This is a genomic window from Methylobacterium sp. J-070 (genome assembly GCF_022829385.1).
Lineage (GTDB): Bacteria > Pseudomonadota > Alphaproteobacteria > Rhizobiales > Beijerinckiaceae > Methylobacterium.
In genome coordinates, this window is record NZ_JAKSXX010000110.1 from 1 (window position 1) to 23,265 (window position 23,265).

The window sequence follows — 23,265 nt, forward strand, 5'->3', positions numbered from 1 at the left end:
CGCAGGACGTCTCGGCCACGGTGGCCCGGGTGCGGGCGGCGGCGGGGGAGACCGGCAGCGCCGCCGCCCAGCTGCTCGACGCCGCCGCCGCGCTCGCCACGCAGTCGCTCACCGTCAAGCAGGACATCGACGGCTTCCTGCACCACATCCAGGCCGCCTAGACGGCGGGTCACCATCCACGCCGGTTCGCTGGCGCGGCCGAACCCCGCGACCGATCCGAGGTCTGAGCGGCCGGCGCCGCTCAGATCGCGGCGGCCGGATCCGACTCGTCGCCGTCGCGGCTGCGACGCTCGCGGGGGCGCCGGTCCAGGAGCGAGCGCCCCAGGGCCCGCAGGGGCGCGGTGAGCCTGCGGACGTCCGCGGCCCGTTCCATGATGCGCTCGCCGTTGCGGATCTCCTTGTCGAGCCGGGCCATGGTCCTGGCAAGGGCCGGATCGTCGTCGTCGAGCCAGACCTGGGTCACGCGGGCGAAGGCGATCACCACGCCCTGGAGCTTGAGCTGCCCGAGCGGCCCCTCGGTGTCGATCCCCGCCGCCGCCAGCATGTAGCGATGGGAGTTCAGCATGACGCCGTTCAGCGCCAGCATCGAGAGCGGCTCGCCGCGCAGCGCGTAGGCGATCCGCCGCAGCGCCGGCTTGTAGGGCGTCATCGCGTCGAGGCGGCGCATCAGCACGTCGAACAGGCGCTCCCGCGTCGGCTCCTCCTCGAGGCCCGCGCTGTCACCCTCCAGAACCTTCCGGTCGATGATCCGCGTCAGGCCGCCGAGCACGGCGCCCTTCGACGGAAACACATCGCGCAGCTCCGCGAGGGTCAGGCCCGCTTCCCGGGCGATGTCGCTGATCTCGATGTCGTTCCAGGGCTGTTCCGCGGCCAGGCGCATCAGGGCCTCGACGGCCGCCTCCCGGGGGGACACCTTCGGCGGGCTGTCGCTCCGGGCGGCGCTCTCCGGGGCCTCGCGCTCCGGCACCGCGCGCCCGTGATCCTGGCTCGCCGCGGCGGACGTGGCGGTCTTCCGCGGGCGCTTCGAGGGGGTTCTGCTCTCGGTCATCGATCTGTCGCCCGCTCCTCTCGGTCGTCCGGCCTCATGTAGGCAGCGCGGGCCCCAAGGGCAGGGCCGTCGTGCGGCCATGCCGCACGGGCGCCGGGCGCCGTCAGCCGGAGAGGTCTTCCGCGCGCCGCCGGGCCGCCGCGACGGCTTCGCGCATGAGCGCAGCCAGGCCGTCCGGGCGCATCAGCACGTCGAGGGCCGCCGCCGTCGTCCCGCCCGGCGAGGTGACGTTGCGGCGCAACTCCGCCGCTTCGGCCGGATCTTCCGCGAGGAGCGCGCCCGCTCCCACCACGGTCGCCCGGGCGAGGTCGCGCGCCACGTCCGGATCGAGCCCGACGGCGATCCCCGCCTCGGCCAGCGTCTCGGCGAGGAGGAAGACGTAGGCCGGACCGGACCCGGAGACCGCCGTCACCGCGTCGATCTGCGCCTCGTCGGCGAGCCACGCCACCGTCCCGTTCGCGGCGAGCAGCGCTTCGGCGGCCCCCCGCTGGTCGGGGGCGACCTCGGGACTCGCGTAGGCCCCGGTGGCGCCCCGGCCGATGCTGGCCGGCAGGTTCGGCATCGCCCGGACCACCGCCCGGGCCCGCGGCAGCCGTGTGCGCAGATCCGCGACCGTCTTGCCGGCCAGGATCGAGACCAGCAGGGTATCCCGGCCGATGAGCCGGTCGAGGCCCGGCGCGGCCGCATCGAGCCCCTGCGGCTTGATGCCGAGGACCAGCACGGCCCCCGGCGCGGGATCCCGGGGATTGAGGGCGATGCCCGTCCGCGTGCACAGATCGACGATCGCGCGGGCGGGCACGGGGTCGATGATCGTGGTACGGCTCGGGTCGAGGCCGGCGTCGAGCCAGCCCCTCAGCATCGCCCCGCCCATCTTGCCGGCGCCGGCGAGCATCAGGGATGCCGGCATCCGCGCCCCGGGGAGGCCCGGCGCCGTCACGCCTCGCCTTCGGTCTCGAACAGCACGGCGTCCAGCGCCTCCCGGGCACTCTTGCCCGCCCAGAGCACGAACTGGAACGCCTGGAAGTACCGCTCGCAGGCGTCCACGGCGGTCTTCATCATCGTGGCGCATTGCGGGTGCGTCGGCACCGCCCCGCCGGTCAGGAGATGGGCGTGGCGGAACATCACCACGCTGTCGCTGGTCCAGAGATCGAAATGGCCCACCCACAACTGCTCGTTGATCAGCGCGATCAGCCGCATGACCTCGGTCCGCTGGCGCTCCGGGACCTTGAGATCGAACGCGCAGGCGACGTGCAGGGCCTCCACGTCCTCGATCCACGTGAAGGCCACGTTGTAGTCGGTCCACCGGCCGGGGCTGGTGACCGACATCTCGTCGGTCTCGGCCCGATCGAAGATCCAGTCGCGCAGGGACGCCAGCCGCTCGACGACGTCGAGCGGATGCTCGTTCCGGTCCGGGTCGTGGAAGTCGACGTTGAGAAGCGGCATGACGATCCAAAGGACAGCCTGAACGAGTGCAGGCCCGACGTGACGGTGACGCGAAGCCGGAGCGTGAGAACACTCCGAGAACTGAGACGACCGGCAGGTCTTCGCCGGGGGGTGACGCGATCGACTGTCGAAGCTCCGCGGACATCGCCCCGCAGCGGTCGAATCACCCTATGCCCGACTATAGACCGGCCGTGACTCGCGACACAAAGTGCAGGTCCGGTTCAGTGAACAGGAAACCGGATCGTCGCCGCCGCTTCCTGTGTAAAAGCCGGTCGCGTTGCGCGGCGGACTCAGACGACCTCGCTCAGCCCCGCCGCACCGGCTCCGGCGCTGCCGGATCGCGCCTCCAGCGCCTCGACCCGGGCCGTGAGCGCCGCGTTCTGCGCCTGCAGGTTGGTCACGAGGTCGCGCAGCACGTCGAGCTCCTCCCGGGAGGCGATGTCGAGGTCGCGGACGACGCGCTCGAGCTGCGCCCGGACCACGGTTTCGGCCTCCCGGCGGACGCCCTGGGCGGCACCGGCCGCGTCGGTCATCAGGCGGGCGAGGTCGTCGAACAGTCGATTGGAGGAGGGCATCCTGGTCTCCCGGATCGGCCGGCTGCCGCGTCGGCCGCCTGACTGCACGATTCGAGGCGAGGAGATAGGAATCTTCGGGTTGAGCCGCAACGCCCGGACGCAGGGGGGAAGGCGGGGCCGATCCGGCCCCGCCCTCCCGGATCCTCACATGCGGTGCATGCGACGGTGCATCCGGTGGCGCATCATCCGGCGCTCCATGCGACGGTGCATCATGCGATGCTCCATCCGGTGCATCCGGACCTGGGTGACGCCGTCGGGGGCGGCGACCGCACCCGGCATGGCCGGGGCCGCCGAGGCGGGCTGGACAAGGGCGCCGGCGCCGAGGGTGGCCAGGACGGCGAAGGCGAAGGTCAGTTTCCTCACGAAGAGACTCCAGTTCTTTGATGGCTGGACAATGTGCCCGATTCATCCGCCCGGTCGGGAGGATCGAAGAGCCGTCTCGTGCCGGGGGCCGGCACGGCGGGTCGTCGAGGACCCGCCGCCATCAACTTCTGGATTAGAGATTCGTTTCCTCGAAGGCCTTCACCCATTCGGCGCAGATGCCCGAGCGGACGATGTCGTTGCGCGTGAACTCGACCACCGGGATCGGCATCATCCGGCTCTTGATCAGGTGCATGACGGTTCGCAGGCCCGAGGTCTCGCGCAGGTCGGTCTGCGAGATGTCGCCGTTGATGATGACCTGGCAGTCGTCGCCGATCCGGGTCAGGAACATCTTGATCTCGTTGACCGTGGTGTTCTGGGCCTCGTCCAGGATCACCAGGCAGTTCTTGAAGGTCCGCCCGCGCATCACCTCGAAGGGGACGATCTCGATGTCGCCGGTCTTCAGGGCGATCTCGAAGGCGGCGGCGCCCATCCGCTCCTTCATGGCCTCGGTCAGCGGGGCGACCCAGGGGGCGATCTTCTCTTCGAGGGTGCCGGGGAAGTAGCCCAAGGACCGGCCCGAGGGCACGTTCGGGCGGGTGATGACCACCTTGGCGATCCGGCGCTGGCGGAGCTGGTCGGCGGCCCGGGTGCCGGCGATGAAGGTCTTGCCGGTGCCGGCGGGCCCCAGGACGATGACCTGCGGGGAGCGGGCCAGCGCGTCGAGATACTCAGCCTGGCGTTCGGTGAGGGGCTGGATGGGGCTGAGGTTGCGTTCTTCGTCGAAGCGTGTGCGGTGGATGCGGGACGTGCGGTCTTCAACCAGTTCAAGTCGTGCGCGGCGTCTCTTCATGGATGTACACTCCAACGGGACTTGCCAACCTGGATCTGTTTCTGAACTGCCGTTTACCTACGTGCTCCCGGTTTTACTTTATTCCGAAACTAATATCGGCACCATGCCGAAGGTTCCACTCCGTGCCCGTTCGCCTGTGGAGAGCGTCACGCCACCGCGCCCGGAGCCGAACACGCGATGCAACCGCCGCACCAACGTGATTCGCATCCGACGATTGCTCGGAGGGTGTGACTAAGGGGTGACGGATGGTGCGGCGGGTCCGAAAATGCCGCGCTGCTGGCACGGATGCATCAGACCGGGACGGGAAGAGACGGGATGACGGGGCATCCGGCACGGTCTCGCGATCTCCCCGCCCGCACGGGCGAAGCCGGCCGACCCTGCCGCCCTGAGACGTTCGGGCTTGGTCGGCGGGACCCGCGTCATCCAGCCTGGATGAAGCTGTCGAGGACCATCTTCCGGCCGGCCTTGTCGAAGTCAACGGTCAGCTTGTTGCCGTCGACCGCGGCGACCGTTCCGGGGCCGAACTTGGTGTGGAAGACCCGCTGGCCGCCCTGGAACGACGACGGCGCGCCCGTGGATTTGGCGATCAGCTCGCCCTCGATCTGCCGCGGGCCGCCCGCGCGTCCCCCGGGAGCCGACCCGAAGCCGCCCCCGGACCGGCCGCCGGAGCCCTGGGCGGTGTTGGCCTGGGCCCGCTGCCAGCCGGGGGTGCCGTAGCTCGACCCGAATGGCGCCGGGTTCCGGTCGAAGCGCGAGGCGCCGGCGGAGAAGTGCGCGGGGGCCTCGACCACGTCGACGGCGGATTCGGGCAATTCGTCGATGAACCGCGACGGGATGGTGGAGGACCACAGGCCGTGGATCCGCCGGTTGACCGCGAAGGAGAGCTTGGCCCGCTTGCGCGCCCGGGTGAGGCCGACATGGGCCAGCCGCCGCTCCTCCTCGAGCCCGGCCCGGCCGCTCTCGTCCAGCGCCCGCTGGCTGGGGAACAGGCCGTCCTCCCAGCCGGGCAGGAACACGGTGTCGAATTCGAGCCCCTTGGCGGCGTGGAGCGTCATCAGCGAGACGCGGTCGGCGCCCTCGGTCTCGGAGGCCTCCATCACCAGGGAGACGTGCTCCAGGAACGCCGCCATGTCGGGGAACTCCTCCATCGAGCGGACGAATTCCTTCAGGTTCTCCAGGCGGCCGGCCGCGTCCGCCGACCGGTCCTTCTGCCACATCTCGGTGTAGCCGGATTCCTCCAGGATGGTCTGGGCGACCTCGCTGTGCGGCTGCGTCTCCACCAGCCGCGCCCACCGCGAAAAACTCTCGGTGATCGCCCGCAGGGTCGAGCGGACCCGGGGCTTCAGCTCGTCGGTCTCGCACAGGCGCTCGGCGGCGATCCGCAGGGGCAGCCGGTTGGCGCGGCCGTAGCCGTGGAGCTGCTGGAGCGTGGCGTCGCCCAGGCCGCGCTTGGGGGTGTTGACGATCCGCTCGAAGGCGAGGTCGTCGCTGACGTTCACGGTGGCGCGCAGGTAGGCCAGGGCGTCGCGGATCTCGGCCCGCTCGTAGAAGCGCGGGCCGCCGATCACCCGGTAGGGCAGGCCGAGCTGGACGAAGCGATCCTCGATCTCGCGCATCTGCGCGGAGATCCGCACCAGCACGGCGATCTCCGACAGGGGATGCTGCTTCGCCTGCAGCGACTCGATCGACTCGGCGAGCAGCCGCGCCTCCTCCTCGGAATCCCAGGCCCCCGACACGGTGACGCGCTCGCCCGGCTCGTCGTCGGTGCGCAGGGTCTTGCCCAGCCGGCTCTCGTTCTTGGCGATCAGCCCCGAGGCGGCCGCCAGGATGTGGCCGGTGGAGCGGTAGTTGCGCTCCAGGCGGACCACCACGGCGCCGGGAAAATCGTGCTCGAAGCGCAGGATGTTGTCGACCTCGGCGCCGCGCCAGCCGTAGATCGACTGGTCGTCGTCGCCCACGCAGGCGATGTTCTTGCGGGTTTGCGCGAGCAGGCGCAGCCACAGGTACTGGGCGACGTTGGTGTCTTGGTACTCGTCCACCAGGATGTAGCGGAACCTGTCTTGGTAGTTTTCGAGGATGTCCTTGTTCTCGCGCCAGAGCTTGAGGCACAGCAGCAAGAGATCGCCGAAATCGACGGCGTTCAGCGTGGCGAGACGGGCCTGGTAGGCGGTGTAGAGCGCGCCGCCCTTGCCGAACGCGAAGGATGCGGCCTCCCCGGGGGGCACCTGCTCGGGCGAGAGCCCGCGGTTCTTCCAGCCGTCGATGACATGGGCAAGGGCGCGGGCGGGCCAGCGCTTCTCGTCGATGTTCTGGTCGGCGATCACCTGCTTCATCAGCCGGAGCTGGTCGTCGGTGCCCAGGATGGTGAAGTCGGATTTCAGCCCGACGAGCTCGGCATGGCGGCGCAGGATCTTGGTGCCGATGGCGTGGAAGGTGCCGAGCCAGGGCATGCCCTCGCCGGCCGGGCCGATCAGGGCGCCGATCCGGTGCTTCATCTCCCGGGCGGCCTTGTTGGTGAAGGTCACCGCCAGGATGTCGAAGGGGCGCGCCCGACCCGTGGAGATGAGGTGGGCGATGCGCGTCGTCAGCACCCGGGTCTTGCCGGTGCCGGCCCCGGCCAGGACGAGGACCGGGCCCTCCGTGGTCTCGACGGCGCGGCGCTGCTCGGGGTTGAGCCCCTCGAGATAGCCGGCGGCGTCGCGGCGGAGCGCGCCCATGGCGCGGGCGGCGATGGATGAGGCGGGAGCGCCGTCCCCGGCGGGCTGCGCATGCGGGCGGTTCTGCATCCTGCATCCCTGGACCAAATCGCGAACGGCGTCGAGGTGGTTCGCGCGCGATGCGACCGGCGGGTGTGCGGCGGGCGGAGGGAAATGGCTGTTTGCAGGCGCTGCGCGACGCGACGGGGATGGGGGCGGATGCGATCGGCTCCACCGTGCGATGGGCTGGTCTCGATTCATGTCGGACCTTGAGACCGCGGCCGCTTCCGATCACCGGCTCCCCGTCTCCATCGGTGAGCGGCTCCCTCCGCGGCATCGGAGAGGACTGGATCAAACAAGAGCCCGCCCTGGGCGATGGAAGGGGATGGGCCGGCCCCTTCGCGATGGCCGTCATGCAAGGTGCGTCATGCAAGCCTTGCGCGCCCGTCCCGGAGGCCGGGCTACGTCGCGCCATCCTTGTAGGGATCGTAGTCTGCGGATGGATACCACTGCCCGGTGAACAGGGATTCCTGCCGCTTCACAGTGCAGCGCTGGACGTGGTCGTCGTCGTAGAACGTGTGATGGACGTTGGGCTGGCCCCAGGTCCCACCCAAGATCAGTCCGTGCTGCTTGGCGAACCCGCTGAGGAAGCTGAAGTCGCCCTTCCAACTCCACTCGCCGTTGATGCGTTTGACGATGTCGCAGGCCATTCCATAATGGTGAACGCCGACCGTCCTCAGCTTCGTAGCCTTGTGCTCGAAGAGATATTGCTGCCGCGCCTGACTGCGATAAGTCTCGTAGATGGCAACCCCGTATCCATGCGCATTGGCGTCTGCGACGATCGCCATCACGGCCGCCCGCGTGACGGGCTCGAGCAGATCCGGGTCCGAAACACGGTCGATGGCGTTGTACCGGCGGTCCTTCTTGATGACGGACTCGTAAAAGTTGCCGGTCAGGATTGCAGGTGCCGAAACCGCTGCTGCGGCGATGGCGGGCGCATCGATCTGAGGTGACGCGGCGGCCGGGGCGGCAGCCACTTCCGCCGGGGAGGAGGCCGGCGTGGTCGCGGTCAGGAACGTCTTGGCGAACGTGAATGCGTCATTCCATCTGTTCAGGAGCCCCTTCCAGAAGGGGCTGCTCTCATCGCGATGGCCCACGTCTCGCTCGTATTGCTCCCGTGCAGCGCGAAGCGCAGTCAGCAAGTCTACGGACGTGCCCGCATAGGAGGCGAGTGCCTTCTTGGTCGCGGGGCCGACATAGCCGTCGTCCTCCACCCCCAGCGCGCGTTGTAAAATACGGGCCGCCCCATGCCCGCCCCGGTTGAACGAGCAGTCGCGCAGCATCGCCTCGAGGGCGACGACGGTCGTCCACGTGGTCACCGGGTCGGTCTGGAGGGCGATGTATTCCTGGGCGCGGGCCGCCGCCTCGTCGTATTTCTCTTCGCTGATGAGTTGCGCCAAGGCGAGCGCTTCTTCCGGATGGTACCTGTTGTTGATACCAGCCACCTCGTAAGTCCCGCCACCATCCCCGGCCGGAAGCATATAGACGGAGAGATGATGATTGACGATCCGAGCCTCGTGATCATAGATGAACTTGGCGATATCCTTCCTCTGCTCGGACGTACTCATCTGCAACCCTCCGGGTGAGACAGGGGCGGCTGGCACTCCGCCAGCTACGGCTTTTTTGGCGTCAACCAGTCGAATACGGACGCGAATTTATTGATGAGATACGGCGCAAACATCGTGACGCCGCCCAACAGGAAATACATGAGGTTTTTCACATCGTCAGGCTGTGGAAGCGCGCCCGTCTCACCGTATCTCTGTAGCTCGATCAGTCCAAAACCGATGTAGAGCATGAGAATAGCGATCAGTCCGATCATGGCGATGAAGCGGCTGGTGCTCGGACATAATTTGGTGATCAACACCGGCTTACCGGCGTCCAAGACTGGCTGCTTCGTGGTGTCATCGATGAGCGACACCTCCGCTTCCTCGGACAGTGCGTCGGCGAGAGACCATGTCGATGTAAGCAACGAGCTTCGGATCGTCGCGAGGCCGACAACCGTGCCGACCGCGACGATCGTCACAACGATATAGCCAAAGACTCCCGTGCTTTGGCCCGCAGATGCGTCGGCCATCGCTGGCGAGGCGGTGACGGCCAGCCACAGGACGACCCAGGATGTGCTGCCACTCCCTCTCATCGATGAAGCCTTTCTGATAGATCCAATACTCTAAATCGCCCTCAGATATTGCGCAAGTGAAGATTTATCCTCAAGCAAAATGACATTGCCGGAAATTTATCCGTCAAAAAAATATTTTATAAATTATTGAAAATCGTCAAATTTTGGATTGGCCGCTTCGATGATGCAGAAGATACTTTACTATTAAAATATTTGTACTTATACATACAATAATTACCAAGATTTGTTTGCGGAATATGAAAGATAAATGCCTGAAGTCAATTGTGTGCCGGCGTTCGTGAGCCGCCCCACCAAGTCCGGCGTCGTACCCGCTTGAGCGCTCGCCTCCGTCGGCGAGCGCCCGGTGTGAGCCAGGGAATCGGCCTACAGACAGGCCGAAACGGGATGCGTGAAGCGGCGTCGGATGGAGCGCATTCAGGTCCGGTAGTCCGGGCCGCTTCCTCGGTTCGCCGCACGCGCCCCGCAGAGGAGGCTCCGGCAGACGCGATCCGTTTCCGGATAGGTGGAGCGACGCAGGGCCCGGTCCGGAACCCGCCGATACGCGGCCCCCGACCGGTCGGATCACCGCTGGCGCCCTGCGCTTCGTATCGTGCTATGGCCCTGTCGGCTGGCCCAGGGGGGCACGCGGGGCGGCATCGCGGCGGCCGGCCCGTGCGGGAACAGAGTGCGGAACGGGAACGGTGCGTGATCTTCTGACCGCGCTGGCGGGCGCCGTCATCCTGGTTCTCGTGGCGGCGCTGGCCGTCCCGCCCTTCGTCGATTGGCAGGCCCACCGCGCCCTCGTCGACCGGGCGCTCGCCCAGTCCCTGAGCGTCCCGGTCCGGACCGACGGCCGGATCGAGCTGCGGCTCCTGCCGTCGCCGCGGCTGCGCGTCGACCGCCTGCACCTCGGGACCGATCCGGACAGGCCGTCCCTCGACGCCCGCTTCGTCAAGGCCGAGGTCGCCCTGGCGCCGCTGCTGAAGGGCGAGATCCGCTTCACCGAGACCCGGATCGGCCGGGCCGAGATCAAGCTCCCGCTTGCCGGACCGGACGCGGTGAAGCTGCCGGCCGATCTCGGCGAATCCCTGCGCGGGCGCGACCTCGCCATCGAGGCCCTGCACGTCCAGCAATTCCTCGTCACCACCCAGGTGCCGGCCACGGGCCGGACCGACCAGCTCTACGTGCAGGACCTGACCCTCCAGGCGCCGGCGCTGGTGGGCCCCTGGCGGGCCGAGGGGACGAGCGGCGGCCTCCCGTTCCGGGTCGTCAGCGGCACGCCGGGGCCGGACGGCCGGCTCGCCGTGAAGATCTCGGGCGGCGGCGACGCCCATCCGCGGTTCGAGGCGGATGCGCGCTTCGGCCTCGCGCCGGCCGAGGCCGGCCGGGCCGTCATGGTCGAGTCCGAGGGCACCGCCCGCCTGGTGGTCGGCCCCCCGACCCAGGCCGCGGGCGCCTACCTGCCGTTCTCCCTCGGCGGGACCTTCAAGGCCCGGGGGACCCAGGTACGGTTCGAGACCGTCGACCTCGCCCTCGATCCGGGCGGCCGCGCCCTGCGGCTGGGCGGGACCGGCCGCCTCGACCTGCGCCAGTGGCGCGCCGGCCTGACCCTGGAGGCCCGCCGCCTCGATCTCGACGCCTTCCTGGCCTCGCCCGAGGGCCAGGCCCTGATCGCCCGCGGCGCCCCCCGGTGGCCCGGGGGCCTTCCGGCCATGCTCGACGTCGACGTCACGGTCGGCAGCGCCGTGCTGGGCGGCGAGGACTGGACGAATCTCGCGCTGGCCGGGACCGTCGAGCGGGCGGGCGGGATCCTGCTGCGCCGCCTTGCGGTGACGGGCCCCGCGGGGGCGAGCCTGAGCGCCAGCGGCGAGATCGAGACGGCGCCGTTGCGGCTGACCGGCCCGGTCAGCCTGAGCGCCCCCGAGTCCGACGCCCTGGGCCGCTACCTGCGCCGCCTCGGCCTGGAGGGGCCGCTGCCCGCGCTCCTCGACGGGCGCCGGGTCGAGGCCGCCGCCGACGTGTCGGCCGCCGCCGACAGCCTGTTCCTGCGCAACCTGCGCCTGACCCTCGGGCCGGCCCGGATCAGCGGCAACGCCCGCTACACGGCCGCCGAGGCCGGCGCGCGGGGGCGGTTCGAGGCCCAGATCCGCGCGAGCGGCCTCGACATCGCCGGCCTGCCGCCCCTCGGCGCGACCCTCGGCAGCCTGGGCGACCACGACCTCGCCCTGACCCTGGAGGCCCAGGACGTCCGGTTCGGGGCGGGCAATCCCGGGACCGGCACCGTCGCGGCCCGCATCCAGTCGGACGGCGCCGGCCTCGTGGTCGACAGCCTGGACGTGACCAACCTCGCGGGGGCGAGCGCCACCCTGTCGGGCCGGATCGGCGCGGACGGGACCGGGCGCGTCTCCGGCCGCCTGAAGGCGCCGGCGGCGGCGCCGCTCCTCGGCCTGCTGGAGCGGGTCTGGGTCGGCGAGATCCGCCTGCTGCCCGCCTTCCTGCGGGACGCGCCCCTCGACCTCGCCGTCAGCCTCGACCGGGAGGGCGGCCCCGCCGAGGCCCTGCGCACGCAGGCGAAGGGCAGCGCCGGCGGCGGAACCCTCGACATGACTTTGACGAGCCGCGGCACGCGGATCGCGGGCGGGACCGCCGCCCTGACCGGTCCCCGGACGGGCGCGTGGTTCGGCCGCCCGGACATCCCCGGCCTCCGGCAGCCCGCCGCGCTGCACCTGAGCGCCGAGCGCGGGGCGGGGGGGGCGCTCGCCGTCGCGGTCGACGGCACCCTGGCAGGGCTCAGGGTCGCCACCGGGACGCCGCTCCTGATCGGGGCCGACGCCGTGCCCACGGCCGGCGCGCTACACGTCGAGACGCCCGATCTCGCCCCGTTCCTGACGCTGGCCGGGGCCGCCAACCTCCAGTCGGGCGCCTGGCCGGCGGACCTGACCGTGTCGCTCGCCGCCGACCGGGGTGCCAGCGTCGCCGACCTCGCCGGCCGGATCGCGGGCGCGGGGGTCGGCGGCACGCTCAAACGGGCGCCCGGCGGCTCCCTGAGCGGCCGCCTCACCGTCGACCGCCTGTCGCTGCCGCAGCTGGCGGCCGCCACCGTGCTGCCCGAGGCGGGAAACGGACGGTTCGGGGCGCCCGCCGCGCTCCCGACCGCCGCCCTCGACCTCCGCGTCGCCAGCCTGGATCTCGGGCACGGCCTCGCGGCGACCGATGCGGGCCTGGCCGTCGACCTCGCCGAGACCGGCCTGACCCTGCGCGATCTGAGCGGCGCCCTCGCCGGGGGGCGCATCGCGGGATCGGTCACGCTGACGCGCCTCGGGGCGGCGGCCGCCATCGCCGGATCGGGGCGCCTCGACGACGTCGCGCTCCCGGCGCTGGCCGGCGGCCCCGTCGGCGGCCGCCTGAGCGCGGACCTGCGCGTCTCCACCACCGCCGAGACCGGCCCGGGCCTCGCCGAGAACCTCTCGGGCAGCGGCACCCTCGCGCTGGCGGACCTCACCCTGCCCGGGGCCGATCCCGCGGGCCTGGGCCGCGCCCTGGCGCGGGCCGCCGAGATGGACGATCCGCTGCGCGAGGGCCGGCTCCAGGCCGTGGTCTCGGAGGAGCTCGCCAAGGGCGGCGCGCGGGCCCGCGGCCCGGCCCGCGCCGCCGCCACGATCGTGGGCGGCGTGCTGCGGGCCGGGCCCTTCGACATCGATCTCGGTCCGGCGCGCTGGTCGGGCAGCATCGGCTACGACCTGCGCGCCGGCCGCCTCGACGCCCGCGGGCTGCTCTCCGGCGGACCGGTGCCGCGGGGCTGGAGCGCGGGGCCGCCGGCGGTCCAGCTCGGCCTGACCGGGGCGCTCGCCGCGCCCGAGCGGACCCTCGACGTCGGCGCCCTGTCGAACGGGCTCGCGGCCTTCGTGCTGCAGCGCGAGTTGGAATCGATCGAACTCACGGAGGCCGACCAGGTCGAGCGGCAGCGCCGCCGCAACCGGATCGAGATGGACAGGGCGCGGGCCGCGGCGCTCAAGGCGTCGGCCGAGAAGGCCGCCGCCGAGAAGGCTGCCGCCGACAGGGCCGCCGAGGAGGCGGCGCGCCGGACGCGGATCCTCGGGGAGGGCGCATCCGGTGGCCCGGAGGGCGCGCAGCCGCCCGCGGCCAAGCCGTGAGGGGCCGTTCGACCCCGTGACAGCGGTCGAATCGCGCCCGTCGCGCCGTCATCGCGCCGGCAGCGGCGCGACCCCGTGCTCCGCTGCCGGCGCGCCTAGGCCTTCCCCACCGCCGCGAGGGCGAAGGCGTAGATCAGCGCCACCTCCTCCAGCCGGTCGAAGCGGCCGGCGGCGCCGCCGTGGCCGGCCTCCATGTTGATCCGCAGCAGCACCGGGCCGCCCCCCGTCATGGTGGCGCGCAGCCGCGCCACCCATTTGGCCGGTTCCCAGTAGGTCACCCGCGGGTCCGTGAGGCCGCCGAGCGCCAGGATCGCCGGGTAGTCCTTGGCGGCGACGTTGTCGTAGGGCGAGTACGACAGGATCGTCCGGAAGGCGGCCTCGCTCTCGGCCGGGTTGCCCCATTCGGGCCATTCCGGCGGGGTCAGCGGCAGTTCCGCGTCGAGCATGGTGTTGAGCACGTCGACGAAGGGCACGTCGGCGACGATGCCGGCGAACAGCTCCGGCGCCATGTTGGCCACCGCCCCCATCAGCATGCCGCCCGCGGAGCCGCCATGGGCGACGATCCGCTTCTCGGCGGTGCAGCCGGCCGCGATCAGCGCCCGCGCGCAGGCGATGAAGTCCGTGAAGGTGTTGGGCTTCCTCTCGCGCTTGCCGTCGAGATACCAGCGCCAGCCCTTCTCGGTGCCGCCGCGGATATGCGCGATGGCGTAGACGAAGCCGCGGTCGACGAGGCTCAGGAGATTGGTGCGGAACCCCGCCGGCATCAGCGTCCCGTAGGAGCCGTAGCCGTAGAGCAGGAGCGGCGCGCTGCCGTCGAGGGCGAGGTCCCGCCGGTGCAGCAGCGAGATCGGCACCTGCTCGCCGTCCGGCGCGGTGGCGAAGAGCCGGCGCGTCACGTAGGCGGCGGGGTCGTGCCCGCTCGGCACCGCTTGCCGCTTGCGCAGGGTCCGCGCCCGGCTGCCGCAATCGTAGTCCCAGGTCTCGGACGGCGTCGTCATCGACGCGTAGACGAAGCGGATCGTCGCCGTGTCGAAGGCGAGGCCGGCGCGCAGGCCCAGCGAATAGGCCTCCTCGTCGAAGGCGACCGGATGCTCCACGCCGTCGCCGAGGTCGCGCACCACGATCCGCGGCCGGGCGTTCTCGATCTCCAGCCGGACCAGATGGTCGGCCAGCAGGTGCAGGTGGCGGATCATCACCCCCGGCCGGTGCGGCACGAGGTCGGTCCAGTTGGCCCGGCCCGGATCGTCGAGGGGCGCGGTGACGATCTTGAAGTCCTCGGCCCCGTCGGCGTTGGTCCGGATGTACAGGCGGTCGCCGCGATGCTCGACCCCGTAGATCAGCAGCGGCTCCCGGGGGTGCACGAGGCGAAGCTCGGCGCCCTCCGCGTGCCGGTCGAGCAGCCGGACCTCGGAGGTCTCGTGGTCGCTGGCCGTCACGTCGAGGAAGGCGCCGGACTGCGTCTTGCCGATATGGACGAAGTAGCCGGCATCCGGCTCCGCGTAGACCGTCTCGTCCGCGCTCTGCGCGGTGCCGACCCGGTGGCGCATGACCTTGGCGGGCCGGTGGTTGGCGTCGAGCGCCACGTACCAGAAGCTCTCGCCGTCCGCCGCCCAGACCGCCTCGCCGGAGGTCGCCTCGACCCGGTCGTCGCGGTCGAGGCCGGTGGCGATGTCGCGCACCCGGAGCGTGTAGAGTTCCGAGCCCTTGGTGTCGGCGCTCCAGGCGAGCCGGGCATGGTCGTCGGAATGCGCCGCGGCGGCGATCTCGAAGAACGGCAGGCCCTCGCCCTCGCGGTCGCCGTCGATGAGGATCGTCTCGTCCGGGTCCGGCCCGGATTCGGGGACGTCGGGCGCGGTCGCCGGACGCCGGCAGATCAGCGGGTGCTGCCCGCCCTCCCGGTGGCGCGTGTAGTAGGCGAACGGCCCGTCGGGCTCCGGGACGCCGCTCTCGTCCTCCTGGATCCGCCCGCGCATCTCGGCGACCAGCTGCCGGCGCAGCGCCGCGCCGCCTTCCAGGGCCCGCTCGGCGAAGGCGTTCTCGGCCTTCAGGTAGGCGGCGATGTCGTCGGGCAGCGCGGCAGGGTCCTTAAGCACCGTCTGCCAGTTCTCGGCCTTCAGCCAGGCATAGGGGTCGGTGATCTCCCGCCCGTGGACGCTGAAGCGCCGCGGCCGGACCTCTGCGACCGGCGCGCCGATTGGTTGAGCGAGCAGGCCGTGGCCGATCTCCGTCATCGTGTCTCCCGTCGGGTCCCGTCACGTTCGGGTGAGGGGGTGTGTCCCGCCGGGGGCGCGGATGCAAGACGGCGCGACGCGGGACTGCGGGCAAACGCGCGCGTCGCGGAACCCGGGAACCGGACGGATCGCCGGGCCCGGCCCCTGCGCCGGCAGCGGTTCCGGACCCCGGGCCAGCCTCCGGCCCCCGGAATGGCGGCGCCCGGTTCGGCCGCGGGAGCCCGCACCGAGATCAGGCGTTGATTCGCGGGCGGTGGCGTCGATCGTGGCCGCCGGTCCGATTCCGAGGTGCCGACATGGTCGCGATCCCCACCCCGCAGGACGCCGATCCCGCAGCGGATCTGGAGCGGATGAACGCGATGCTGGCCGATTGGGCCGCGCGCTCCGCCGTCACCAGCACGGCCCTGATCGATCGATTCGAGGCGATGGGCTACGAGATCCGCGGCAAGCCGGAGGACGAGATCGCCGAGATCCTCCGCCGGCCGCCGACGCGCGGCGCTGCGGCAGGATAGCTGTGGGTTGTAGGTAAATATACCTTGACGCGCCGGATTTTCCTGAGAGGATGAGGGCTTGCGCGTCAGGCCCCACAACATTGGAACAAATCATGAACGTCTTGACCGGAGCCGGGGCTGCCGAGTCCGGCCGGCGCAAGCGCGGCCGCCGCGCCACCGGGGACCTTCCGGCGGAGGCATCCCGCCTGCTGGCGCGGCTCGGCGCCGCGGGCGCCTACGCGCGGCCCGATCCCCTCGGGGAGGAGGCCCTGGTGGTCCGGCAGGGGGGCGACGGGATCTCGGTGGGCGGCGGCCGCTTCGCGACGGCGTCGGGCCGGGTCCTCACGGCGGCCGATCTGGCGGCGTGGGACGCCGCCGGCACGCGCCTGACGATCAGCGCCGCCGGACGGGCGCGCCTGCGGCGCCAGGCGATGCCGGGCGATCTGGCCTACGCGGCCCAGCACCACGACCTCGACGTCGCGGAGGGCGAAGCCGGTCCGGTCGTGCGCAACGCGTCGGAGAGCCCCCTGGCCTGGATGGCGCGCCGGCGCGACCGGGACGGCGCGCCGCTGCTCGACGCGGCCTCCTTCGAGGCCGGAGAACGGCTGCGCAGCGACATGACCACCGCGGCGTTGCTGCCCCGGATGGGCAGCACTCTCGGCGCCCCCCGGGTCGACGGCGGCGGACCGCGCGATCCGGCCTCCGCGGCCGACCACGTGATCGCGGCCCGGCAACGGGTGCGCGGCGCCCTCGACGCGGTCGGGAGCGACCTGTCGGGCCTGCTGATCGACCTCTGCGGGTTCCTCAAGGGGCTCGAGCGGATCGAGGCCGAGCGGCGCTGGCCGGCCCGGTCGGCCAAGGTCGTGGCGCGCATCGCGCTGGGGCGGCTGGCCGAGCATTACGGGCTGGAGCGGGAGGCCACGGGGCCCGAGCGGGCGCGCCTGCGCCTGTGGCGGGGGTGACGGCCGGTCGGACGGCGTCGCGTCCCCGTGTGCGGAGCCCGGTCGGGCGATCGGGCGTGCCGGACTGGGGCGCGGCGGTCAGGTCTTGTCCGGCTCCGTCGTGGGCGCGGCGACAGCCCCCACGCCGTTGCCGACCTCCGTTCCCGTATGGGGCGGTACACCGCTCGGCAGCAGGGGCGCGGCGGCCGGCTCCTCCCAGATCTCTCCGAGGCCGGCTTCGACCTCCTGGATGAGGTCCGCGAAGTCGTACGGCTTGCTGAGCAGGCGTGTCCCAGGCGGCAACGCGCGCTTCAGATCCGCGCCGGCTCCCGAGGTGACGATGATGCCGACGGCGGGCCAACGCTGATGAACCATGTGGGCCAGGGCGACGCCATCGCCCACGATGCGCCGCCCGGTGATCAGCACGCGCACGTCGTCATTCTCCTCGAGCACCGCCAGCGCCTCGGCGGCCGTGCGCACCTCGATGGCCCGAAAGCCCAGATCGCTCAGCATGTCGGCCGTGACCATACGGACGACCCGATCCGCTTCCGCGATGAGGATGGCTATGGGCCTGTTGTCGGCGATCACCGCATGTTCTCCCGATCTCAGACTTACCGTCGTCAGGACGAGGAGCTTCGGAGCACTCCGGCATGGCGATGTCGCTGTTCTCCGGATGCCGGAGCGCGTCGCCATCCTATCTCACCGGGCGCAGGGTGCCTAATCGGCGCCCCCATCCCTCGACCGGTCGGCGCGCCCTTCAGCCGCTCTGGATTAGGCCGAAGGCCGAATTGTCGACCCTGCGCCGCATCACGAACGGCTTGGCACGGACCGTCGGCACCCTTGCGGCTTTCGCCTTGGCCTCGCCGTTCAAGACGGTGTGCCCCGTCCCGAGACCCGGAGGTCCGACCTGCCGTTGTCCGGCGACTGCGTGCTCGCCATCGGGCAGGCCTGTTCAGCCTCCGACGCGTAGGCGTTGATGATGGCAGCCAGCAATCCCGGAAACCGTGCGTTCACCTCGCTCCACCGCGAATGATTCCGCATCTCCACTCCGTGACGCTCGCTACGGATCAGCCCGGCCTCGCGCAACACCTTGAAGTGGGTCGAGAGCGACGATTTCGGGATGACCCGGTCCCCCATCGCCGCGACGGCCGAGCACGCTTCGACGCAGCCTGTCTGCATGATCTTGGCGAAGATCGCCGCACGGTTCGGATCGGACAGCGCGTGGAGGATCGCTTCCGGTTGAACGTCCTCGATCGCGGGATGGAACAGAGGCCTCATGTTTTCTTCATATGGGGGCTTGATCGAGGCTTCCATAGTTCCAAAATTCCGAACTATGGGAATGAGGCGACCAGCCCGGAGCCGACCCATGCCGGAGGTTAGCACAGATGTCGAAGCTTGAGGGTAAGGTCGCCGTGGTAACCGGCGCTTCCAAGGGTATCGGTGCAGCCATCGCCAAGGCCCTGGCGAAGAATGGCGCCGCGGTCGTGGTCAACTACGCGTCCAGCAAGGCGGGCGCCGACGCCGTCGTCGATGCGATCACGTCGGCCGGGGGCCGGGCCGTCGCGGTCCAGGGAGACGTCTCCAAGGCCGAACAGGCCCAGGGGTTGATCGAGGCGGCGATCAAGCAGTTCGGCCGGCTCGACGTGCTGGTCAACAATTCCGGCGTCTACGAATTCGCACCGATCGAGGACGTAACGGAAGAGCATTATCGCCGTCTCTTCGACGTCAATGTGCTGGGTGTATTGCTCGCGACCCGAGCGGCTTCGAAGCACCTCGGCGAAGGCGGCAGCATCGTCAACATCTCGTCGGCCGTCACCAGTGTGCATACGCCGACATCGGCAGTCTATACTGGAACAAAGGGTGCCCTGAACGCAATCTCGGGCGTTCTCGCCAACGAATTGGCTCCGCGCAGGATCCGGGTCAACGTGGTGAGCCCGGGCTTCGTGGTCACTGAGGGCACGCATACGGCCGGCATCGTCGGCTCGGAGATGGAGGCCGGCTTCGTCGCGCAGACGCCGCTTGGCCGCGCCGGCCATCCGGACGACATCGCCGGGGTCGTCGCGTTCCTCGCGTCCGACGATGCCCGCTGGGTGACAGGCGAAGAGATCACCGCCAGCGGCGGCATTCGCTGACGCGGCACCGTTCCGCCTGCGCGCGCTTCGGTTGCCTGAGCCCGCGCAGGCAGAAAACCAAGATGCATGCGCAGGCTGCCCTCAGCGGATCGGTGCCGACCGCGGGATCTCCGCTCGTCCTGCATCGTCCGCCGGAAGCGGAGATCGCACATCCGCCCGGCCCTGCGACGCATCGATCCCGGCCCGCATCGCTCTGCGCGGGGGCGGGTGGGGCGCCTCAGCCCGCCGCGGCGAGCCGGACCGCGTCGTGATGGATGCGCTCCGCCATGGACCGCACGCCGTTGGAGCGCTTCGAGGTCACGTGGGCACCGAAGCGGAGCTGGCGGAACAGGTCCAGGCCGTCGGTCTCGGCGGCCTCCCGCGGCGTCTTGCCGGTGTAGAGCGCCACCATCAGCGCCACGAAGCCGCGCACGATGAACGAGTCGCTGAAGCCCTGCAGGACGAGGCGCCCCTCCGCGACCGCCGTGTCGATCCAGACCTGGCTCTCGCAGCCGTGGACCCGATTGGCGTCGTTCCGCAGGGCGTCGGGCATCGGCGGCAGGGCGCGGCCGAGCTCGATCAGGTACTCGAGCCGCATATCGTCGTCCTCGACGATCTCGAAATTGTCGATGATGGTGTCGATCGGGGGAAGCATGCTGGGCCGGGTCCGGAATGGTCTGCGTTCGGTTCGTCCGCGGGTCGCGTCGGGATCCGAAAACCGGCAGCCACCTTTCGGAACGACGCTGTATAGGCCGGCCGCAGCGTCCTGGCGACGGGGCCGGGCGCCGCGGGGGGCTACGGGGCGGCGGGACGCGCCGGCGGCAGGCTCAGCCGCAGGGGATCGCCCGGGCTGGCATCGCCCGTGACGGCGATCTCCGCCTGGGCCGCATAGGCGGCGATGAGCCGGGGCCCGAGTTTCGGCACGTTCGACCGGCCGGAGGCCGCCATCTCGCTCACGCCGGAGACGATCGACAGCCGCAGCGGCTCACCGAAGGCGGCCTCCATGTCGATGGTGATGGAGCAGGCGATGTGCTCGGCGGTGGCGTCCAGGCACTCGGCCACGATCTCCGCGACGATCATGCCCAGCGCGTTGGCGGTGCGCGGCTCGACGAGGCCGTTCCCGTTGCCGCCGACCTGGACGCTGATCCGCCCGGCCCGCCGTAACTGTCCGAGGCCGGAGGCGAGGCGGTACAGGTAGTCCTTGAGGTCGATGGACGCGATGTGGGGCGCCTCGTGCAGGTGCTGCTGCACCAGCGCGATCGCCCGGACCCGCTGGCCGAGGGCCTCGAAGCTGCCGCGGCAGGCATCCGGCGCCGCACGGCCGTAGAGGCCGATCAGGCTGACCATCACCTGCAGATTGTTGCGCACCCGGTGGTAGACCTCGGCCAGCAGGGTCTCCTTCTCGGCCAGCGCGTGCTCGATGTGCTCCTCCGCGTGCTTGCGGTCGGTGATGTCGAAGCAGGAGCCGAGAAAGCCCAGGAACCGTCCGTCCTCCACGAGGGGCCGCGCCGTGTCGAGCAGCCAGCGGTAGACGCCGTCGTGCCGCCGCAGGCGGAACTCGACGGTGAACGGCGCCCGCCTCTCGAAGGCGCCGGCGACGATCTTGGCGTGCCGCTCGAAATCCTCCGGATGCAGCCCGCTGCGCCAGCCGAGGCCGAGTTCCTCTTCCAGGGGGCGGCCGGTGAATTGCAGCCAACACTCGTTGTGGTGGATCGCGTGGCCGTTCTCGTCCGACCGCCACATCATCAGCGGCACGACGTCGGCGAACTGCCTGAAGCTGTCGCTCAGGGCGGCGGCCTCCGCGGCGCCCGGCGCCGGGCGCACCCCGGGATCCCCCGCGGCACCGACGTCCAGCGGTTCGACCGCTCCGGACCCTGGTGGCTCACCGACCATTCTGTACTCGATTCGCTCTGACGAACTGCGTGAGACGAGATGCCTGCGTGCGGATGGCGCCGGTCAACGTGTCGACCGAACGGCCGTTCCGGTCTTCGGATGCCTTCAGGATCGCCATCCACCGGTCCCGCGCCTGCGGCCACACGGAGGTCGGCGGCCGGGCCGGCCGCGCTCTGCCATAAATCCTATCTGGTCCGGAAAATAGGAATTATAGCTTGACACCGTCCCGCTGATCGGCTATCACCCAGGCACGGTCGAGACGTGTGCGGAGAGACGCCGATGTGGCCAGTCAGCGCCCACCCGGCGGACCGGCGGGCGGAAGCCCTGCGGCTCCTGCGCGAGACCGACCTCACCTTCGACGCGATCGGCGCCCGCCTCGGCATCAGCCCGGGCACGATCCGGACCTGGAACACCCGGGCCGGGTGGCCCCGGCCGCCGTGCGGGTCGCCGCGGCTGGCGATCGGGCGCTGGCCGGCGGAGCGCCAGGCGGCCCTGGTCCGTGTGCTCTGCGCACCGGGCCTCGATCCCGCCGATGTCACCGAGGTCCTCGGCCTCGGCCGGCTTCCGGCGAAGACGATGGTCTCGGCCCTGTCGAAGCTGCAACGCCCGCCCGCGGGCGCTCCGCGCATTGACCACGGGGCGGCGACCGACCCGGCGATCCTGCGGGCGCATCTGCGCGCCCACATCGCCCGGCAGATCGCCGCCTTCGACGCGGCGCTGAGCGGCGAGGGGGCGGCTTTGCGCGACTCCGCCCGGGTGCTGCGCGACCTCGCCGGGCTCACGCGGCTGGTCGAGGCGCTGGCGGCCGACGGCGCCCGGTGTCCGGAGGGGGAGGGGGGCGATGGCGATACCGAACCCGACCTGCCCGCCCTGCGCGCGGACATCGCGCGACGCTATGCTGGCTTTGTCGGCGGCCGGGCGTCTGCCTGACTTCCTCGAGACCCTGCCGCCGGAGCTGCTCCGGATCCTCGCCGGCGACTGGCTGCATCAGGCCCGGCCCGACCAGCTTCCGCCGGCGGATGCCGAGCCCTGGACCACCTGGGCGGTGATCGGCGGCCGCGGCAGCGGCAAGACCCGCACCGGTGCCGAATGGGTCGACGCCCTGGCCCGGGGCGATCCGGCCTTCACCCCCGAGCCGGTCGGGCGCATCGCGCTGGTGGGCGAGACCCACCACGACGTCCGCGACGTGATGGTCGAGGGTCCGTCGGGACTCCTCGGACTGCCCCGGCGCGGTCGCGGCCGCCCGGCCTGGTCGCCGAGCCGTCGCCGCCTCGAATGGGCCAACGGCGCGGTCGCGTTCGCCTTCTCGGCGGAGGAGCCGGACGCCCTCCGCGGCCCGCAATTCGGCGCCGCGTGGTGCGACGAGGCTGCGAAGTGGCGCCGGCCCGAGGTGGCCTTCGACATGCTGCAATTCGGACTGCGCCTCGGCGCCCGCCCGCGGAACCTCGTCACCACGACGCCCCGCCCGGTGCCGCTGATCCGGCGCCTCCTCGCCGATACGCGCACCGTGGTGAGCCGCGCCCGGACCCACGACAACGCCCACCACCTCGCACCGGATTTCCTGGAGCGGGTGGTCGGGCGCTACGCCGGCACCCGGCTCGGCCGCCAGGAACTCGACGGCGAGCTCGTCGCCGACCGGGACGATGCCCTGTGGGAGCGCGGCGCCCTGGAGGCGGCCCGGGTCGCCGCCGCGCCGGAGCTGGCCCGGATCGTCGTGGCGGTGGATCCGCCCGCGACCGCGGGGGCGCGCTCGGATGCCTGCGGGATCGTGGCCGCCGGGCGTGCCGGTGGGCGCGCCTACGTGCTGGCCGATGCGAGCCTCGCCCGGGCGACCCCGCAGGCCTGGGCCGGGACCGCGCTGGCGCTCTACCACCGGTTGGCGGCCGACGCCCTCGTGGTCGAGGTCAACCAGGGGGGCGAGATGGCCGCCGCGGTGCTCGCCCAGTGCGACCCCGCCGTGCCGGTGACCCGCGTCCACGCGACCCGCGGCAAGTACCTGCGGGCCGAGCCGGTCTCGCTCCTCTACGCCCGCGGGCTCGTCCACCATGTCGGGGCGTTCCCGGCGCTCGAGGACGAGCTCTGCGATTTCGGGCCGGACGGCCTGTCGGGCGGGGGATCGCCGGACCGGCTCGATGCCCTGGTCTGGGCGCTCACGCACCTGATGCTGGAGACCCGGGCGGAGCCGCGGATCCGACGCCTCTGAGGGAGGCCGAAAACAATGCGGCGCGCCCCTGCGAGGGACGCGCCGGAAGTCGGTTCGTGGTCTCTGGAACGAACTGAATCCTGTATACAC

The 23,265-nt window shown here is 71.2% G+C and carries 21 protein-coding genes; 6 read left to right on the forward strand and 15 right to left on the reverse strand.

Translation table 11 applies throughout. The features are described from left to right. Window positions 1-241: 241 nt before the first annotated feature. The 9 genes from MKL01_RS08135 to MKL01_RS08175 all read right to left on the reverse strand — a co-directional run bounded on the left by MKL01_RS08135 (window position 242) and on the right by MKL01_RS08175 (window position 9,172). On the reverse strand, window positions 242-1,048 hold the full coding sequence (locus tag MKL01_RS08135) for a TetR/AcrR family transcriptional regulator (protein ID WP_243904711.1): 807 nt from the start codon (window positions 1,046-1,048) through the stop codon (window positions 242-244). Between the two features lie 103 nt (window positions 1,049-1,151). Beyond that, window positions 1,152-1,940: a pyrroline-5-carboxylate reductase gene (gene proC, locus MKL01_RS08140; RefSeq protein WP_409566220.1), complete on the reverse strand. Its 789-nt coding sequence runs from the start codon at window positions 1,938-1,940 to the stop codon at window positions 1,152-1,154. A gap of 41 nt (window positions 1,941-1,981) precedes the next feature. Next, on the reverse strand, window positions 1,982-2,491 hold the full coding sequence (locus MKL01_RS08145; RefSeq protein ID WP_243904712.1) for a YbjN domain-containing protein: 510 nt from the start codon (window positions 2,489-2,491) through the stop codon (window positions 1,982-1,984). A 290-nt stretch (window positions 2,492-2,781) separates the two neighbouring features. After that, complete coding sequence (locus MKL01_RS08150) at window positions 2,782-3,066, reverse strand: accessory factor UbiK family protein (RefSeq protein ID WP_243904713.1); 285 nt, start codon at window positions 3,064-3,066, stop codon at window positions 2,782-2,784. Window positions 3,067-3,210: 144 nt separating this feature from the next. Further along, window positions 3,211-3,429, reverse strand: a complete 219-nt coding sequence (locus tag MKL01_RS08155) for a hypothetical protein (protein ID WP_243904714.1) — start codon at window positions 3,427-3,429, stop codon at window positions 3,211-3,213. 133 nt (window positions 3,430-3,562) lie between these two features. Then, a complete protein-coding gene (locus tag MKL01_RS08160; protein ID WP_243904715.1) occupies window positions 3,563-4,279 on the reverse strand; it encodes a PhoH family protein in 717 nt (238 codons plus the stop codon). Window positions 4,280-4,698: 419 nt separating this feature from the next. Next, complete coding sequence (locus tag MKL01_RS08165; RefSeq protein ID WP_243904716.1) at window positions 4,699-7,065, reverse strand: ATP-dependent helicase; 2,367 nt, start codon at window positions 7,063-7,065, stop codon at window positions 4,699-4,701. A gap of 371 nt (window positions 7,066-7,436) precedes the next feature. After that, window positions 7,437-8,603 (reverse strand): putative peptidoglycan-binding domain-containing protein, encoded by a 1,167-nt coding sequence (locus MKL01_RS08170; RefSeq protein WP_243904717.1) that lies wholly within the window; start codon window positions 8,601-8,603, stop codon window positions 7,437-7,439. Window positions 8,604-8,647: 44 nt separating this feature from the next. Then, complete coding sequence (locus MKL01_RS08175; protein WP_243904718.1) at window positions 8,648-9,172, reverse strand: hypothetical protein; 525 nt, start codon at window positions 9,170-9,172, stop codon at window positions 8,648-8,650. 680 nt (window positions 9,173-9,852) lie between these two features. On the opposite strand from MKL01_RS08175, the gene MKL01_RS08180 reads away from it, so the two are divergent. Beyond that, window positions 9,853-13,305: an AsmA family protein gene (locus MKL01_RS08180; RefSeq protein WP_243904719.1), complete on the forward strand. Its 3,453-nt coding sequence runs from the start codon at window positions 9,853-9,855 to the stop codon at window positions 13,303-13,305. 95 nt (window positions 13,306-13,400) lie between these two features. On the opposite strand, the gene MKL01_RS08185 is transcribed toward MKL01_RS08180, so the two are convergent. After that, window positions 13,401-15,536, reverse strand: a complete 2,136-nt coding sequence (locus MKL01_RS08185; RefSeq protein WP_243904720.1) for a S9 family peptidase — start codon at window positions 15,534-15,536, stop codon at window positions 13,401-13,403. Between the two features lie 296 nt (window positions 15,537-15,832). Here MKL01_RS08185 and MKL01_RS08190 point away from each other — a divergent pair, with 296 nt between their 5' ends. Beyond that, on the forward strand, window positions 15,833-16,048 hold the full coding sequence (locus tag MKL01_RS08190) for a hypothetical protein (RefSeq protein ID WP_243904721.1): 216 nt from the start codon (window positions 15,833-15,835) through the stop codon (window positions 16,046-16,048). A 92-nt stretch (window positions 16,049-16,140) separates the two neighbouring features. Continuing rightward, the gene (locus MKL01_RS08195) at window positions 16,141-16,989 is read left to right on the forward strand and encodes a DUF6456 domain-containing protein (RefSeq protein WP_243904722.1); all 849 of its coding nucleotides are present in this window, start codon (window positions 16,141-16,143) and stop codon (window positions 16,987-16,989) included. A 78-nt stretch (window positions 16,990-17,067) separates the two neighbouring features. On the opposite strand, the gene MKL01_RS08200 is transcribed toward MKL01_RS08195, so the two are convergent. Beyond that, a complete protein-coding gene (locus tag MKL01_RS08200; protein WP_243904723.1) occupies window positions 17,068-17,556 on the reverse strand; it encodes a response regulator in 489 nt (162 codons plus the stop codon). A gap of 279 nt (window positions 17,557-17,835) precedes the next feature. Beyond that, on the reverse strand, window positions 17,836-18,246 hold the full coding sequence (locus MKL01_RS08205) for an ArsR/SmtB family transcription factor (RefSeq protein ID WP_243904842.1): 411 nt from the start codon (window positions 18,244-18,246) through the stop codon (window positions 17,836-17,838). A gap of 107 nt (window positions 18,247-18,353) precedes the next feature. Here MKL01_RS08205 and MKL01_RS08210 point away from each other — a divergent pair, with 107 nt between their 5' ends. Further along, the gene (locus MKL01_RS08210) at window positions 18,354-19,100 is read left to right on the forward strand and encodes a glucose 1-dehydrogenase (RefSeq protein WP_243904724.1); all 747 of its coding nucleotides are present in this window, start codon (window positions 18,354-18,356) and stop codon (window positions 19,098-19,100) included. 217 nt (window positions 19,101-19,317) lie between these two features. Here MKL01_RS08210 and MKL01_RS08215 read toward each other — a convergent pair whose 3' ends face one another. From MKL01_RS08215 to MKL01_RS35680, 3 genes are all read right to left on the reverse strand, one after another. Beyond that, on the reverse strand, window positions 19,318-19,734 hold the full coding sequence (locus MKL01_RS08215; RefSeq protein ID WP_243904725.1) for a SufE family protein: 417 nt from the start codon (window positions 19,732-19,734) through the stop codon (window positions 19,318-19,320). 140 nt (window positions 19,735-19,874) lie between these two features. Then, entirely contained in the window at window positions 19,875-20,972 is a 1,098-nt protein-coding gene (locus MKL01_RS08220) for a sensor histidine kinase (protein ID WP_243904726.1), read from the reverse strand. Beyond that, the gene (locus MKL01_RS35680; protein ID WP_279604491.1) at window positions 20,962-21,090 is read right to left on the reverse strand and encodes a hypothetical protein; all 129 of its coding nucleotides are present in this window, start codon (window positions 21,088-21,090) and stop codon (window positions 20,962-20,964) included. Before MKL01_RS35680 ends, MKL01_RS08220 begins: the two co-directional genes overlap by 11 nt. Window positions 21,091-21,251: 161 nt before the next feature. Here MKL01_RS35680 and MKL01_RS08225 point away from each other — a divergent pair, with 161 nt between their 5' ends. Together MKL01_RS08225 and MKL01_RS08230 are read left to right on the forward strand one after the other, a co-directional pair. Continuing rightward, entirely contained in the window at window positions 21,252-21,902 is a 651-nt protein-coding gene (locus MKL01_RS08225) for a helix-turn-helix domain-containing protein (RefSeq protein ID WP_243904727.1), read from the forward strand. After that, on the forward strand, window positions 21,868-23,175 hold the full coding sequence (locus MKL01_RS08230; protein WP_243904728.1) for a DNA-packaging protein: 1,308 nt from the start codon (window positions 21,868-21,870) through the stop codon (window positions 23,173-23,175). Before MKL01_RS08225 ends, MKL01_RS08230 begins: the two co-directional genes overlap by 35 nt. The last annotated feature ends 90 nt before the right edge of the window (window positions 23,176-23,265 follow it).

Bases quoted from the DNA above. Each gene is read 5' to 3' on its own strand.
- MKL01_RS08170 (WP_243904717.1), bottom strand. From the start codon at position 8,603: ATGAGTACGTCCGAGCAGAGGAAGGATATCGCCAAGTTCATCTATGAT.
- MKL01_RS08190 (WP_243904721.1), top strand. From the start codon at position 15,833: ATGGTCGCGATCCCCACCCCGCAGGACGCCGATCCCGCAGCGGATCTG.
- MKL01_RS08160 (WP_243904715.1), bottom strand. From the start codon at position 4,279: ATGAAGAGACGCCGCGCACGACTTGAACTGGTTGAAGACCGCACGTCC.
- MKL01_RS08165 (WP_243904716.1), bottom strand. From the start codon at position 7,065: ATGCAGAACCGCCCGCATGCGCAGCCCGCCGGGGACGGCGCTCCCGCC.
- MKL01_RS08225 (WP_243904727.1), top strand. From the start codon at position 21,252: ATGTGGCCAGTCAGCGCCCACCCGGCGGACCGGCGGGCGGAAGCCCTG.
- proC (WP_409566220.1), bottom strand. From the start codon at position 1,940: ATGCTCGCCGGCGCCGGCAAGATGGGCGGGGCGATGCTGAGGGGCTGG.
- MKL01_RS08220 (WP_243904726.1), bottom strand. From the start codon at position 20,972: ATGGTCGGTGAGCCACCAGGGTCCGGAGCGGTCGAACCGCTGGACGTC.
- MKL01_RS08135 (WP_243904711.1), bottom strand. From the start codon at position 1,048: ATGACCGAGAGCAGAACCCCCTCGAAGCGCCCGCGGAAGACCGCCACG.
- MKL01_RS08185 (WP_243904720.1), bottom strand. From the start codon at position 15,536: ATGACGGAGATCGGCCACGGCCTGCTCGCTCAACCAATCGGCGCGCCG.
- MKL01_RS08230 (WP_243904728.1), top strand. From the start codon at position 21,868: ATGCTGGCTTTGTCGGCGGCCGGGCGTCTGCCTGACTTCCTCGAGACC.
- MKL01_RS08145 (WP_243904712.1), bottom strand. From the start codon at position 2,491: ATGCCGCTTCTCAACGTCGACTTCCACGACCCGGACCGGAACGAGCAT.
- MKL01_RS08210 (WP_243904724.1), top strand. From the start codon at position 18,354: ATGTCGAAGCTTGAGGGTAAGGTCGCCGTGGTAACCGGCGCTTCCAAG.
- MKL01_RS35680 (WP_279604491.1), bottom strand. From the start codon at position 21,090: ATGGCGATCCTGAAGGCATCCGAAGACCGGAACGGCCGTTCGGTCGAC.
- MKL01_RS08195 (WP_243904722.1), top strand. From the start codon at position 16,141: ATGAACGTCTTGACCGGAGCCGGGGCTGCCGAGTCCGGCCGGCGCAAG.
- MKL01_RS08175 (WP_243904718.1), bottom strand. From the start codon at position 9,172: ATGAGAGGGAGTGGCAGCACATCCTGGGTCGTCCTGTGGCTGGCCGTC.
- MKL01_RS08205 (WP_243904842.1), bottom strand. From the start codon at position 18,246: ATGAGGCCTCTGTTCCATCCCGCGATCGAGGACGTTCAACCGGAAGCG.
- MKL01_RS08215 (WP_243904725.1), bottom strand. From the start codon at position 19,734: ATGCTTCCCCCGATCGACACCATCATCGACAATTTCGAGATCGTCGAG.
- MKL01_RS08150 (WP_243904713.1), bottom strand. From the start codon at position 3,066: ATGCCCTCCTCCAATCGACTGTTCGACGACCTCGCCCGCCTGATGACC.